Source organism: Actinomadura livida (assembly GCF_014648675.1).
In the GTDB taxonomy this organism is placed as follows: Bacteria; Actinomycetota; Actinomycetes; order Streptosporangiales; family Streptosporangiaceae; genus Spirillospora; species Spirillospora livida.
The window spans coordinates 556,021-568,187 of sequence record NZ_BMRO01000001.1 but is presented as its reverse complement, the minus strand read 5'-3'; the positions used below and the strand labels follow the sequence as shown (position 1 = coordinate 568,187).

The following is a 12,167-nucleotide window of genomic DNA, read 5'->3' as shown; positions in this document are numbered from 1 at the left end:
CTCCGGCGGGTGTTCCGGTGGCGCTCGCCGCCGTGACAGCTGCCGGATATGTGACGGAAGACACATTTCGAGGAAGAGATCCGGGTGACAGCGGTCACTCGTGGGAACGGTCGCGCCTTGTGTGTCGCAGCTCACCAACCGTGACAGAATTTCCCGCCCGGATCGGGCACAAGAACGGCCCTTCGAGCGTTAGATCCGCGCGACGGGGCGCATAAAGCACTGAGGGGGATGGAGATAGAAGATGGCGACCGACTACGACAGCCCAAGGAAGACCGACGACGACCTGAGTGAGGACAGCCTCCAGGAGCTCCAGGCCCGGCGCGCCGACAAGGCGGCCAGCATCATCGATGAGGACCTGGACGCCGGCGAGGTGGCCGAGCTGCCCGGCGCCGACCTGTCGAACGAGGAGCTCACCTTCCGGGTGGTTCCGCGGCAGGCCGACGAGTTCACCTGCACGCGCTGCTTCCTGGTGCACCACCGCAGCCAGCTGGCCACCGAGAAGAACGGCCAGCCGGTCTGCCGCGAGTGCGCCGCCTGACCGGGAGCGGCCGCAGGTGTCGGGCGGTATCGAAAGGCGTCAGGACGACGTGGAGCCGGCGCACGGCGACGGCTCCACGGAGCTCGGTGAGCTGATCGGAAGGCTCACCGGCGACGAGGACATGGACCGCGAGACCCGCGGCCGCCTGCTGGGGCGACTGGCCAGGCTGCTCGGCCAGAGCGCCCGCAAGGTGGGCGCCGCGGGTGTCGCACGCGGGCGGTTGCTCGGCGACCTGCTCGTCGAGGCCGTCCCGCACATCCCGATCCGCGATCTCGAGACGCTCCAGGCCCACCATCCCGGCCTGCTGGGCGAGGAGCTCGCCGACAAGCTCGTCAAGGTGGCCGGAAACGGCACCACCGCGGTCGGCGCGGCCGGCGGCGCGCTGGCCGCCGTCCAGTTCACCGCCCCGCCGCTGCTGCTGACGGCGCCCGCCCAGCTCGCCGCCGAGACCCTGGTGCTCGCGGCCATCGAGGTCAAGATGGTCGGCGAGCTGCACGAGGTCTACGGCGTCCGCGTCGAGGGCAGCGGCACCGCCCGCGGGGCGGCGTTCGTGACGTCCTGGGCACGGCAGCGCGGTATCAACCCCCTGGAGACCGCTTCGCTGACCAGTGCCCTGGGGACGGCGTCCAAGGCGGCCCTGCGCAAGCGCATGCTGCGCACCTTCGGCCGCAGCCTCGGCACGATGGGCCCCTTCCTCACCGGCGCCGCCGCGGGCGCCGCCCTCAACCGGTCCGCGACCAGGGCCCTCGCCCTGAAGGTCCGCAACGACCTCCGCGAAACGGTGGGCGTCCCCCTCCCGCGCCCCGGCCACGAGCACCCGCCCCTGCACTGATCACCGCCCGGCCCGTCCCGCCCGGTGACCGCTTTCAGACAGGCGTACAAGGGCCCGGTGCCGACGACCAGCGTCGCCGGCACCGGGCCCTCGGCGTCCTAGCTCTTCGGCCTGAGGTGGGACGGGAGCTCGCCGGTGCCCTTGACCCACTGGCTGGCCACGGCCCGGGTGGCGAGGACCCGCGAGATCTCCATGCCGACGCCCATCACCACGGCCCAGCCGAGCGCCTCCATCAGGTCGACGTCGGGCGACTCGGGGTTCGTCGGCGGTTCCTTGCCGGTGGTCTTCTTCCAGGCCGCCGTGATGACCTTCCTCGCGACGAAGCCGCCGGCGAAGGCCGCGGCACCGGCCATCACCTTCCAGCCGATATCGCCTTTGTCCGCCATGATCGTCCTCCACTCGGTCGGTGTCTCCGACGCTACCGGAACCGCCCGCCGCAGGCGGTCGCGGTGATCGCCGCGTCGGCGGCGGTAATCGGCATGCGGCGGGGGCCGATGTCAATACCATTGCCCCATGACAGAGCAGCCGCGTACTCCGCACATCCCATCCAAGCCCTCACTGGACGGCCTGGAGGACAAGTGGGTACGCGCCTGGGACGACGGCGGCGTCTACCGGTTCGACCGCACGCGGCCGCGCGGTGAGGTCTACTCGATCGACACCCCGCCGCCCACCGTGAGCGGTTCCCTCCATGTCGGCCACGTCTTCTCCTACACCCACACCGACGCCGTCGCGCGGTTCCACCGCATGCGCGGTCGGGCGGTCTTCTACCCCATGGGATGGGACGATAACGGCCTGCCGACCGAGCGCCGCGTCCAGAACCACTTCGGTGTCCGGTGCGACCCGTCCCTCCCCTACGACCCCGACTTCGAGCCGCCGGCCAAGCCCGACCCGAAACGGCAGCTCCCGGTGTCGCGGCGCAACTTCATCGAGCTGTGCGAGCGGCTCACCGAGGTGGACGAGAAGGCGTTCGAGGAACTGTGGCGCCGCGTCGGCCTGTCGGTCGACTGGGGGCAGCTCTACACGACGATCGGGGACGTGTCCCGGACGGCGTCCCAGCGCGCGTTCCTGCGCAACCTCGCGCGCGGCGAGGCGTACGTCTCGGAGGCGCCGACGCTGTGGGACGTCACGTTCCGCACGGCCGTCGCCCAGGCCGAGCTGGAGGACCGCGAGCAGCCCGGCGCGTTCTACCGGCTCCGGTTCCACGGCGACGAGCGGCCGGTCTACATCGAGACGACCCGCCCGGAGCTGCTGCCCGCCTGCGTCGCGCTGGTCGCCCACCCCGACGACGAGCGGTACCGGGAGCTGTTCGGGACGACCGTCCGCACGCCGCTGTTCGGCGTCGAGGTCCCGGTCGTCGCGCACCGGCTGGCCGAGCCCGACAAGGGCTCCGGCATCGCGATGATCTGCACGTTCGGCGACGTCACGGACGTGACCTGGTGGCGCGAGCTGGACCTGCCCACCCGCGCGGTCATCGGCTGGGACGGCCGGCTCGCCGCCGACCCGCCGCCGGGCGTCCCCGCCGGGCCCTACGCGGAGCTGGCCGGCAAGACGGTGTTCTCCGCCAAGGAGCGCGTCGCCGAGCTGCTGCGCGAGTCCGGCGACCTGGACGGCGAGCCCCGCAAGATCACCCGGCCGGTGAAGTTCTACGAGAAGGGCAGCAAGCCCCTGGAGATCGTCACGACCCGCCAGTGGTACATCCGCAACGGCGGCCGGGACGCGGGCCTGCGCGCCGAGCTGCTCGCGCGGGGCCGCGAGCTGGACTGGCACCCCGGCTACATGCGGGCCCGCTACGAGAACTGGGTCGAGGGCCTGAACGGCGACTGGCTGATCTCCCGGCAGCGGTTCTTCGGCGTGCCGATCCCCGTCTGGTATCCCCTGGACGAGGCCGGCGAGCCCCGCTACGACGAGCCGATCACGCCGCCGGAGAGCGCGCTGCCCGTCGACCCGTCCTCCGACGTCCCGCCGGGCTTCACCGCGGACCAGCGGGGCCGGCCGGGCGGCTTCGCCGGCGATCCCGACGTGATGGACACGTGGGCGACGTCGTCGCTGACCCCGCAGATCGCGGGCGGCTGGGAGCGCGACGAGGACCTGTTCGGGCGGGTGTTCCCCTACGACCTGCGCCCCCAGGCGCACGACATCATCCGGACGTGGCTGTTCTCCACGGTCGTCCGCGCGCACCTGGAACACGGCACGCTGCCGTGGAAGGCCGCCGCGCTGTCGGGGTGGATCCTCGACCCGGACCGCAAGAAGATGTCGAAGTCGAAGGGCAACGTCGTCACGCCGATCGACCTGCTGCGCGAGTACGGCTCCGACGCCGTCCGCTACTGGGCGGCCAACGGCCGCCCGGGGACCGACACCGCGTTCGACACCGGCCAGATCAAGATCGGCCGGCGGCTCGCCATCAAGATCCTCAACGCCTCGAAGTTCGTGCTGGGCCTCGGCGAGGTCCAGCGGGAGGCGGCGGTGACGGAGCCGCTGGACAAGGCGATGCTGGCGGCGCTGTCCAACGTCGTCCGGGAGGCGACGGAGGCGTTCGAGGGCTACGACTACACGCGGGCCCTGGAACGCACGGAGCGGTTCTTCTGGGAGTTCTGCGACGACTACCTGGAGCTCGTCAAGACCCGCGCCTACGGGGACGGGCCGCAGGCGCAGTCGGCGCGGGCGGCGCTGCGCACGGCGCTGTCGGTCCTGCTGCGGCTGTTCGCGCCGATCCTGCCGTTCGTGACCGAGGAGGTCTGGTCGTGGTGGCGGCGGGGGTCGGTGCACACGGCGCCGTGGCCGGTGCGGGCCGAGCTGCCGCCCGGCGGCGACCCGGCCGTCCTCGCCGCGACCGGTGAGGCGCTGCGGCAGGTCCGCAAGGCCAAGTCGGAGGCGCGGGCGTCGATGCGCGCCGACGTCTCGCGCGCGGTCGTCCGCGGCGCCGAGGTGCTGCGGATCTCGCGGCCGGATCTGGCCGCGGCCGGCCGGATCGCCGACCTGACGCTGGAGGACGCCCCCGCCGACCTGACCGTCGACGTCGTCCTCGCCCCCTGAGCACGGCTCCCGGCCGCCGTGTCCGCGGCGGCCGGGAGCCGTGGGTCAGACCTTGCAGGGCAGGTGCTTGATCCCGTTGATGAAGCTGGAGAACAGCCGGTCGGGCTCCCCGGTCGCGCGAATCTCCGGGACGCGCGTGAACAACTCCCGGAACATCACCGTGATCTCCCTGCGGGCCAGGTTGGCGCCCATGCAGAAGTGCGGGCCGGGGCCACCGAACCCGACGTGCGGGTTGGGGGAGCGGGTGATGTCGAAGACGTCGGGCCGGTCGAACACCGTCTCGTCCCGGTTGGCGGAGTTGTAGAAGAGCAGGACCTTGTCGCCGGTCTTGTACCGGTGCCCGTTCATCTCGTACTCCCGGGTCACCGTCCGGCGGAACTGGATGACCGGCGTGGACATCCGGACGATCTCCTCCACGGCCCCGGGCATGTGCTTGTCGAAGTCCTCCAGCAGCAGGGCCCGCTGCTCGGGGTTGTCGGTGAGCAGCTTGAGGCCGTGCGACATGGCGTTCCGCGTCGTCTCGTTCCCGGCCACCACCAGCAGGATGAAGAACGAGCCGATCTCCTGGTCGGTCAGCCGCTCGCCGTCGACCTCGGCGGCGACCAGCGCGGAGACCAGGTCGTCGCCGGGCCGCCGGCGCCGCTTGCGGGCCAGCTTCATCGCCAGGTGGTTCAGCTCGTACCCGGCGACCATCACCTTCAGGAGCCCGTACAGGGCGCCGAGGACCGTGATGCCGTCGCGGGTGTAGTCCCGGCCGCCGCTGTACTCGGGGTCGCCGAGGCCGAGGATGATGTTCGTCCGGTCGTACACCATCGGGCGGACGCTCTCGGGGATGCCCATCATGTCGCAGATGACCTGGAGGGGGAGCCGGGCCGCGACGTCGGTGACGAAGTCCGCGGACCCCTTCTCGATGAGGTCGTCCACGATCCGGGTCGCGGACGCCTGGAGGTCGGTCTCCATCTTCTCGAGGATGCGCGGGGTGAACGCCCGCGACACGATCCGCCGGATCTTGGCGTGCCGGGGGTCGTCCATGTTGATCATCGAGCCGAAGTAGCGGGCGAGGTAGCCCGGCATGTCGGCGATGCTGTTGGAGCAGGGCTCGCTGCTGAAGACCTCGGGGGTGCGGCTGGCCTCGACGACGTCGGCATGCCTGGCCAGCGCGTAGAAGCCGGGCCCGGTCTTCACGAACGGCAGCTTCAGCTCCGGGAAGAACGCGGGGTGGTCCAGCTGCCGCAGCCGGGCGAACGCCGCCATGCGCTGTTCGGGGGGCAGCGCCCAGAACTTCAGGTTCGACAGGTTGCCGTCGACCTTGTCCCGCGCCGTGGTCGTCATGCCGGGCACCCACCTTCGCAGCCGCGTCCGAAATTCAGAATCTGGTTCGGTTTCTATCGAATCGGGGTCCAATGAGGACGTCAAGGCGAACCGGGCGATCTCCCTGTAGCGGGGTCACGGCAGCAGGAGGGCGAGGGCGGCCAGGATGGCCAGCGCTGCGGTGGTCTTGACGGCCGGCATGCGGACGGCCAAAGCGGCGCCTCGGTGCTCGTCCCGGGCCAGATAGGTGAGGACGGCGCTCAGAGCGCGTCCCGCGCCGAAGGCGGTGCCGGTGGCGAGGGTGGCGGCCAGGCCCTGGTGGCTGAGGAGGAGCGCCAGCGCCAGGACGTACGGGCTGCTGGCGGAGACGTAGGTCCGCACACCAGTGCCGAGTTCGAAGCCGAACTGCAGCGAGCCGCGGCGCAGCCGGGCCTGCAGGACCTCGGGCGGGATCTGGCGGGCGTTCTGCGGAAGCGGGACGCGGAGCACGCCGAGTTCGCGGGCCGCGCCGAGGGCGGCCACGCCCAGGATCGCGGCCGCGCGCCCGGACGGCGGCAGCGGCGCGGCGAGGCCGGACAGCAGCCAGACGACCGCCGCGCTGAGCGTGCCCCCGGCCAGCAGCCCGAGGGTGAAGACGGCCAGGACCTCGCCCTGCCGTACGGGAGCCCGCCAACCTGGCGAGAACAGCACGGATTCGCTGTTGCGCGTTCAAACGCTGCCGGACAGCGAGAACCCCGCGAGCGCCCCGATCGACGACCAGCACAGGACGGACGCGTCCAGCGCGGCCGCCGCGACCGCCAGCAGCGCCAGGGCCGCGGCGGGCGGCAGCGGGTCGGCCAGCCCCCGCCGCACCCGCCCGGCCGTCAGTTCTTGCACGTCACCGCCTTGCGGCAGATGGTCTTGTACCAGTTGCCCTGCTTGGACTTCTTCCAGCCGTCGTGGCAGCGCCAGGTGACGCCCTTCGTGCACTTGCCGCAGCTCTTGGCGTACGCCCACAGCCACCCGTCGTAGCCGCCGCTGTAGCACTGGCTGGGACGCAGCTTGTACCAGCCCGGATGCGAGACGCCCGACTTGTGGAAGCCCTTGTACTTGCCGCTCGTCCGGCAGCACCAGCTGCACGCGTAGCTCGGCCCGCAGCCGGGGGAGCAGTTGTGGTCGGCCGCGTACGACGGGCACCGCGGATAGATGTCGTAGTAGCCGGCCAGCTGGAAACCGGACGCCACCGCCTCCCGCGCGGGCGGGAAGACGCCGAGGGCCTTCAGCCCGGCGGTGGCGCCGGCGGCGAACAGCCCGGTGAGGATGCTTCGCCGGGCGGGCCGCAGCGTCGGCCCGTCCGGCGGGACGGGCCGACGGCGGGCGCGTCGCGCCCCGGCGGGACGCGGGCCGCGCAGCGGCGGGACGTCCTCCAACTCGATCACCGGCCCTGAAAGCGGCTCGGCAGACGGCTCGGTCGTCGGGTCGGTCCTCGGCTCGGTCATCGGGTCGCCTCCAGGGTCAGCTCGCGGAGGGCCTCGGGGGAGCCCACGGGTTCGGCGGCCCGCACCCGCCCGTCGTCGCCGACGAGCACGGCGAACGGGGTGGCGGGGACGCCGTACTCGGCGAACAGGCCGTCCTGCTCCTCTTCGAGCACGCTCGCGCCGGGCGGGACGCCGTCGGCGGGCGGGCCCGCGAAGACCGCGTGCAGCGGGCCGTCCGGCACCGGGCCGTCCGGCGCGGCGGCGGCGGCCAGCACCTCGGTGCAGACGCCGCAGTCGCGGTCCAGGAACAGCACCAGGCCCGGCCCGAGGCGGTCGAACGCGGGCGCGGCCGTGCCGGGCGCCGGCCCGAGCCCGGTCCGCTGCCCGGCCGGGGCTCCCCGGCTCAGCGCGTGCACCTGCCGGACCAGCCCGGCGACCACCAGTGCGAGCAGCAGGATCGCCACCCAAGACAGCAGCAGCGCGCTGTTCTGGAAGCTCATCCGGCCGGCCTCCTCTCCTCTGTCATGGCGTGCGGGAGCGTCCACAGCAGCACCGCGAACACCAGTCCCGCCGTGGCGGTGACGGTCAGCTCGAACGCCGCGGGGCCCGCGGGCAGGCCGTGCAGGGCGCCCGCGAGGGCCAGGGCGGCGAGGGCGGCGGCCCGTCCCGCGACCCAGCCGGTCATGGGGGTGTCCCCGCCCGCGCAGCCGCACGGAACGCCGCGCCGGGTCCGTGCCACGTACGTCCCGTAGCCCGCGTACAGCCCGAACAGGACGGCCGCCGCGGCGGACGCCGCGCGCATGGGGCCGTCCGCCCAGAGCAGCAGCGCCGCCGCGCCGCCCGCCCCGGCGAGGGCCTCCGCGGCGATCACGGCGGCCGCCGCGGGGCCGGTGGCGGCGCGGGGGAGCGTGCCGTGCGCCCGCAGCGCCGCCGCGAGCCGGGCGGGCCTGCGCGCCTGCCCGGCCGCCGACAGCAGCAGCACGAGCGGGACCGCGACCGCCGCGATCCCGGCGAGCGCCCCGGTCACCGGATCGCCTGGACCGACAGGCCGGCCAGGCGCCGCGGGACCTCCCGCACCCGGTCCTCCTCGGGCAGGACGGTCACCAGCAGCGACCTCAGCGCGAGCAGGAAGTAGGGGCCCTGGCCCTCGACGACGTCCTGGAACAGCTCCCCGCCCGCGACCGGCGCGCCGCGCCACGAGGGGAGCCGCCGGCGCGTCTGCTGGTTCAGCGCGGTGATCTCCAGGAGCCCGAGGCCCGGGACCTCCTTGACCATCTCGGCGGGCTCGGGACGCCGGGCCCGCCCGCGCGGGACGGCGGTGATCCCGTCGGGGTGCTCGGTCAGCCGCAGCGTGCCGAAGAACGCCACGGCGTCCGCGGGCCGCGCGTGGTACAGGTGCGTGAAGACCGCGTGGCCGCGGCCCTCCCACACGGCCGCGAGGACCGGGTCGCTGACCCCCGTCTCGGCGTCGCGGGCCGCCGTCCGGCCCACCCGGAGCCGCCCGCCCTGCATCCGGAACTCCTGCTCGAACCGGTCGAGCCCGATGTCCTCGGCCCAGGCCAGGGCGTCCGCGCGGGTGCCGCTGGAGATCTCGTGGAGCCGCCCGCCGTCGGCGATCCGCGCCACCGACGTGCAGGGCCGCCGGAGGTCCTGGGCACCGGAGATCCGGACCCGCACGCCGTCCAGCGACCGGTGGGTGACGTTCTTTCCGGGTGCGCTCATACCGTCCCCTTTCTGTGGGACGCACCTCCCACAGAAGTACCGCGGGTAACAGACGTGACGCTACGCGTGATCTCTCGCTTTGGCGGCAAACCTTCCGGAAGTGGTCACCGCCCGTCGCGGGATAGGGTCGACTGCCGGACCCGCGCGGCGCGGCGTTTCAGCGCCGGCCGGGTGCCGCGCCCTGGGTAGGGTCGTGGGGTTCTCCGGCAGGCGCGTATGAGGTGAGTCCATGGGCAAGGTCGATGTGCTGATCCGGCGGCTGGATCCCGGTCTGCCGCCGCCCCGGTACGCCCACGCGGGCGACGCGGGCGCCGATCTCGTCGCCGCCGTGGACGTCGAGCTGCCGCCGGGGGAGCGCGCCGTGGTCCCGACCGGAGTGGCGATCGCGCTGCCGGACGGCTACGCCGCTTTCATTCACCCCCGGTCCGGTTTGGGCGCTAGGTTGGGGGTGACCATAGTGAACGCACCCGGTACGGTCGACGCCGGCTATCGGGGTGAGATCAAGGTGACCCTGCTGAACACCGACCCCCGCGCCACCGTGCGACTTCGGCGCGGAGACCGGATCGCGCAGATGGTCGTGCAGCGGGTGGAGCGGGCCGTGTTCCACGAGGTCGCCGAGCTTCCGGGATCGGCGCGCGGCGCGAACGGCTTCGGTTCCACGGGCGGATTCGGTCCCGCGCCTGGTCCCGGGGACAATGAGCACAGTCGAGAAGGAGCGTGAGTCGTGGCTTTTGGACGTCGCCGGCAGGCCGAGGAGCCCGAGAAGGGGACCGAGGCGCAAGCGGAGCCGGCGGAGGCCGCTGAGGAGGCTCCCGCCAAGGCGGAGTCCCCTGAAGGCGGTCCGTGGGACTCCGAGGACTCCTTCCCCGAGATCCAGCGTCTCGATTTCGGAGCCTTGCAGGTGCCCGTGGCACCCGGGCTGGGTTTCCAGGTGAACATCGAGCCCACCCAGGTGGACGCGGAGGGCAACCCCACCGACGGGCGGCCCGTCGCGGTGCTCGTGCAGTACGAGGAGAGCGCCATGCAGCTCCAGGTGTTCGCGGCGCCGAAGCGCAGCGGCATCTGGGAGGACGTGCGCCGGGAGACCGCCAGGGACATCGAGGAGGAGGCCAAGGGCCAGACCCAGGAGGGCGAGGGCCCGTTCGGCCCCGAACTGCTGGCGATGGTGCCCGCGGCGCTGACCGAGGAGGTCCTCGCCGAGATGCCGCAGGAGGTCCGCGAGCAGATCCCGGCCGAGTTCGTCGAGCAGGGGTGGGCGCCGCAGATCATCCGCTTCCTCGGGGTGGACGGTCCCCGCTGGTTCCTCCAGGCCGTGGTGCAGGGCGCCGCGATCGAGGACGAGGAGCAGTGGCAGGTCCTGGAGGACGTGCTGCGCGGCGTGGTCGTGCACCGCGGCGACGCGCCGATGCCGCCGCGCGACCTGCTGGAGCTGAAGATCCCGAAGGAGTTCAGCGAGGCCGGCCAGGAAGACGGGGAGGCCGCGGAGGGCGAGGAGAACTTCAACCCCTTCGAGCGCGGCCCCGAGATCACCGAGGTCCGCTGACCGGGCCGTCCCGCCCGCCGGACCCGCCTGCCGGGCCGCACGCTTTTCGGTCGTGCGGCCGGGCGGGTTCCTGCCGTGCGCCGGACGGCCGGACCCTTGCCTCGGACGCCCGCCGGGTGCTCAATCGGGACATGTCGAAGAAGACGCGCAAACGCCGGGCCCGCAAGCGCAGCAAGAGCAACAAGGGCAGGCGGCCCAATGCCCGCCGCTAGGACCCGATCATCTCGAAGGTCATCGCGTGCCGGACGCCGGCGGCCCGCCCGCCCTCCTCGGCGATGCCGGTGAGGAAGGCCGCCGCGTCGAAGTCCGCGCCGAGTTCGGCGAAGTACACGCGGTGCGCGAGCAGTGAGTCGATGCCGGCCTGCAGGTGGCCGGTGACGTCCACGTAGTGCGTCGCGCGCGGCGACCCGCCGAACAGCGCGAACCGGACGCCCCGCCACGGTTCGAGGTCGAGGTCGCGGAACACCCACCGGTTGGCGGCGTCCCGGACCGCGTCCGCGACGGCCAGCCCGAGCACCCGGTGGTCGGCCATGTTGAAGCCGCCGCCGGCGAACTCCTCCCGGAAGTTGATCGACAGCACCACCTCGGGCCGGTGCCACCGGATCGCGCCCGCGAGGGCGCGCCGCAGCGGCAGCCCGTAGTCCAGCATGCCGTCGGCCAGATCGAGGAATTCGACGTTGTCGACGCCGACCCGGCGGGCCGCCTCGATCTGCTCCGCGCTGCGCACCCGGCGGGCGTCGTCGGGGTCCATCGAGTCGATGCCGGCCTCCCCGCGGGTGGCCAGCACCTCCGTCACCGTCTTGCCCTGGCCCGTCCACCGCGCGATGGCCGCCGAGGCCCCGTACTCCAGGTCGTCGGGGTGCGCGACGATCGCCAGCGCGCGCTCCCAGTCCTCCGGTACCGCTTCCATGCCCTCATCCTGGCCGACATCCCCGCCGACATCATGGTGGATCGCCGCCGCGGGGAGCGACAGTAGGGTTTTGCCTACCCCGATCGGCGTGCTGGACCCATCCTCCGCCGCCGTCACCGTCCGTAGCTTCTCTTCCGTAGGCGCCTGGACGGGCGCCGGGCGGGAGGTAAGAGCATGTTCGGACGCAAGGGGCCGGCCCCCATGGATCAGGCGATGGGTGAGGCGCTCCGCCTGGACGGCGTGCGCAGGGTGTACGGCGCCGAGGACAACCGGGTGGTCGCGCTGGACGGTGTGTCGCTGTCGCTGCCGGCCGGCTCGTTCACCGCGGTGATGGGGCCGTCCGGGTCGGGCAAGAGCACGCTGCTGCAGTGCGCGGCGGGCCTCGACCGGCCCACCGAGGGGCGGGTCTTCGTGGCCGGAGCCGAGCTGACCGGGGACGACGAGGCGGCGCTGACGAAGTTCCGGCGCCGCCGGATCGGGTTCGTCTTCCAGCAGTTCAACCTGCTGCCGACGCTGGACGTCATGGAGAACACGGTGCTGCCGCTGAAGCTGGCGCGCCGCAAGGTGGACCGGGAGCGGGCGCGCGCGGTGCTCGCCCGGGTCGGGCTGGGCGACCGGCTCCGGCACCTGCCCGCGGAGCTGTCGGGCGGGCAGCAGCAGCGCGTGGCGATCGCGCGGGCGCTGGTCACCGAACCGCGGGTCGTGTTCGCCGACGAGCCGACCGGGGCGCTCGACACCCGCAGCGCCCGCGACGTCCTGGGGCTGCTCCAGGAGTCGGTGCGGACGTTCGGGCAGACGGTCGTGATGGTCACCCATGACCC

The 12,167-nt window shown here is 73.0% G+C and carries 16 protein-coding genes; 7 read left to right on the top strand and 9 right to left on the bottom strand.

Annotation, left to right across the window (positions count from 1 at the left end):
- Window positions 1-241 precede the first annotated feature (241 nt).
- Together IEZ03_RS02480 and IEZ03_RS02475 are read left to right on the top strand one after the other, a co-directional pair.
- Window positions 242-538, top strand: coding sequence for a DUF4193 domain-containing protein (locus tag IEZ03_RS02480; protein ID WP_117404125.1), 297 nt, complete (start codon window positions 242-244; stop codon window positions 536-538).
- Window positions 539-554: 16 nt separating this feature from the next.
- Window positions 555-1,370, top strand: a complete 816-nt coding sequence (locus tag IEZ03_RS02475; protein ID WP_229807946.1) for a hypothetical protein — start codon at window positions 555-557, stop codon at window positions 1,368-1,370.
- 98 nt (window positions 1,371-1,468) lie between these two features.
- On the opposite strand, the gene IEZ03_RS02470 is transcribed toward IEZ03_RS02475, so the two are convergent.
- On the bottom strand, window positions 1,469-1,756 hold the full coding sequence (locus IEZ03_RS02470) for a DUF4235 domain-containing protein (protein ID WP_184882516.1): 288 nt from the start codon (window positions 1,754-1,756) through the stop codon (window positions 1,469-1,471).
- A gap of 127 nt (window positions 1,757-1,883) precedes the next feature.
- Here IEZ03_RS02470 and valS point away from each other — a divergent pair, with 127 nt between their 5' ends.
- Window positions 1,884-4,403 (top strand): valine--tRNA ligase, encoded by a 2,520-nt coding sequence (valS, locus tag IEZ03_RS02465; RefSeq protein ID WP_184882518.1) that lies wholly within the window; start codon window positions 1,884-1,886, stop codon window positions 4,401-4,403.
- A gap of 45 nt (window positions 4,404-4,448) precedes the next feature.
- Here the strand turns inward: valS and IEZ03_RS02460 are convergent, their stop codons facing one another.
- From IEZ03_RS02460 to IEZ03_RS02430, 7 genes are all read right to left on the bottom strand, one after another.
- Window positions 4,449-5,735, bottom strand: a complete 1,287-nt coding sequence (locus tag IEZ03_RS02460; protein WP_184882520.1) for a cytochrome P450 — start codon at window positions 5,733-5,735, stop codon at window positions 4,449-4,451.
- 114 nt (window positions 5,736-5,849) lie between these two features.
- On the bottom strand, window positions 5,850-6,404 hold the full coding sequence (locus tag IEZ03_RS02455; RefSeq protein WP_184882522.1) for a hypothetical protein: 555 nt from the start codon (window positions 6,402-6,404) through the stop codon (window positions 5,850-5,852).
- 18 nt (window positions 6,405-6,422) lie between these two features.
- Complete coding sequence (locus IEZ03_RS02450; protein WP_165965912.1) at window positions 6,423-6,590, bottom strand: hypothetical protein; 168 nt, start codon at window positions 6,588-6,590, stop codon at window positions 6,423-6,425.
- A complete protein-coding gene (locus tag IEZ03_RS02445) occupies window positions 6,578-7,192 on the bottom strand; it encodes a hypothetical protein (RefSeq protein ID WP_184882524.1) in 615 nt (204 codons plus the stop codon). Before IEZ03_RS02445 ends, IEZ03_RS02450 begins: the two co-directional genes overlap by 13 nt.
- Complete coding sequence (locus tag IEZ03_RS02440; protein WP_184882526.1) at window positions 7,189-7,671, bottom strand: hypothetical protein; 483 nt, start codon at window positions 7,669-7,671, stop codon at window positions 7,189-7,191. The genes IEZ03_RS02445 and IEZ03_RS02440 overlap by 4 nt, the downstream gene beginning before the upstream one ends.
- On the bottom strand, window positions 7,668-8,198 hold the full coding sequence (locus tag IEZ03_RS02435) for a MauE/DoxX family redox-associated membrane protein (RefSeq protein ID WP_184882528.1): 531 nt from the start codon (window positions 8,196-8,198) through the stop codon (window positions 7,668-7,670). Before IEZ03_RS02435 ends, IEZ03_RS02440 begins: the two co-directional genes overlap by 4 nt.
- Window positions 8,195-8,893: a hypothetical protein gene (locus tag IEZ03_RS02430; RefSeq protein WP_184882530.1), complete on the bottom strand. Its 699-nt coding sequence runs from the start codon at window positions 8,891-8,893 to the stop codon at window positions 8,195-8,197. Before IEZ03_RS02430 ends, IEZ03_RS02435 begins: the two co-directional genes overlap by 4 nt.
- A gap of 229 nt (window positions 8,894-9,122) precedes the next feature.
- On the opposite strand from IEZ03_RS02430, the gene dut reads away from it, so the two are divergent.
- The 3 genes from dut to IEZ03_RS39005 all read left to right on the top strand — a co-directional run bounded on the left by dut (window position 9,123) and on the right by IEZ03_RS39005 (window position 10,648).
- Complete coding sequence (dut, locus tag IEZ03_RS02425) at window positions 9,123-9,614, top strand: dUTP diphosphatase (protein WP_184882532.1); 492 nt, start codon at window positions 9,123-9,125, stop codon at window positions 9,612-9,614.
- Window positions 9,615-9,617: 3 nt separating this feature from the next.
- On the top strand, window positions 9,618-10,436 hold the full coding sequence (locus IEZ03_RS02420) for a DUF3710 domain-containing protein (protein ID WP_184882534.1): 819 nt from the start codon (window positions 9,618-9,620) through the stop codon (window positions 10,434-10,436).
- Window positions 10,437-10,567: 131 nt separating this feature from the next.
- A complete protein-coding gene (locus IEZ03_RS39005) occupies window positions 10,568-10,648 on the top strand; it encodes a 50S ribosomal protein bL37 (RefSeq protein ID WP_465251098.1) in 81 nt (26 codons plus the stop codon).
- Here the strand turns inward: IEZ03_RS39005 and IEZ03_RS02415 are convergent.
- Window positions 10,645-11,346, bottom strand: coding sequence for a PIG-L deacetylase family protein (locus IEZ03_RS02415; RefSeq protein WP_184882536.1), 702 nt, complete (start codon window positions 11,344-11,346; stop codon window positions 10,645-10,647). The two genes, IEZ03_RS39005 and IEZ03_RS02415, sit on opposite strands and share 4 nt — an antisense overlap.
- Before the next feature lie 201 nt (window positions 11,347-11,547).
- On the opposite strand from IEZ03_RS02415, the gene IEZ03_RS02410 reads away from it, so the two are divergent.
- Window positions 11,548-12,167 (top strand): ABC transporter ATP-binding protein (locus IEZ03_RS02410; protein ID WP_229807945.1); only part of this gene is annotated, 620 nt, incomplete at its 3' end.

Coding starts and splice junctions, on each gene's coding strand:
- IEZ03_RS02480 (WP_117404125.1), top strand. CDS start 242: ATGGCGACCGACTACGACAGCCCAAGGAAGACCGACGACGACCTGAGT.
- IEZ03_RS02470 (WP_184882516.1), bottom strand. CDS start 1,756: ATGGCGGACAAAGGCGATATCGGCTGGAAGGTGATGGCCGGTGCCGCG.
- valS (WP_184882518.1), top strand. CDS start 1,884: ATGACAGAGCAGCCGCGTACTCCGCACATCCCATCCAAGCCCTCACTG.
- IEZ03_RS02460 (WP_184882520.1), bottom strand. CDS start 5,735: ATGACGACCACGGCGCGGGACAAGGTCGACGGCAACCTGTCGAACCTG.
- IEZ03_RS02445 (WP_184882524.1), bottom strand. CDS start 7,192: ATGACCGAGCCGAGGACCGACCCGACGACCGAGCCGTCTGCCGAGCCG.
- IEZ03_RS02440 (WP_184882526.1), bottom strand. CDS start 7,671: ATGAGCTTCCAGAACAGCGCGCTGCTGCTGTCTTGGGTGGCGATCCTG.
- IEZ03_RS02430 (WP_184882530.1), bottom strand. CDS start 8,893: ATGAGCGCACCCGGAAAGAACGTCACCCACCGGTCGCTGGACGGCGTG.
- dut (WP_184882532.1), top strand. CDS start 9,123: ATGGGCAAGGTCGATGTGCTGATCCGGCGGCTGGATCCCGGTCTGCCG.
- IEZ03_RS39005 (WP_465251098.1), top strand. CDS start 10,568: ATGTCGAAGAAGACGCGCAAACGCCGGGCCCGCAAGCGCAGCAAGAGC.
- IEZ03_RS02415 (WP_184882536.1), bottom strand. CDS start 11,346: ATGGAAGCGGTACCGGAGGACTGGGAGCGCGCGCTGGCGATCGTCGCG.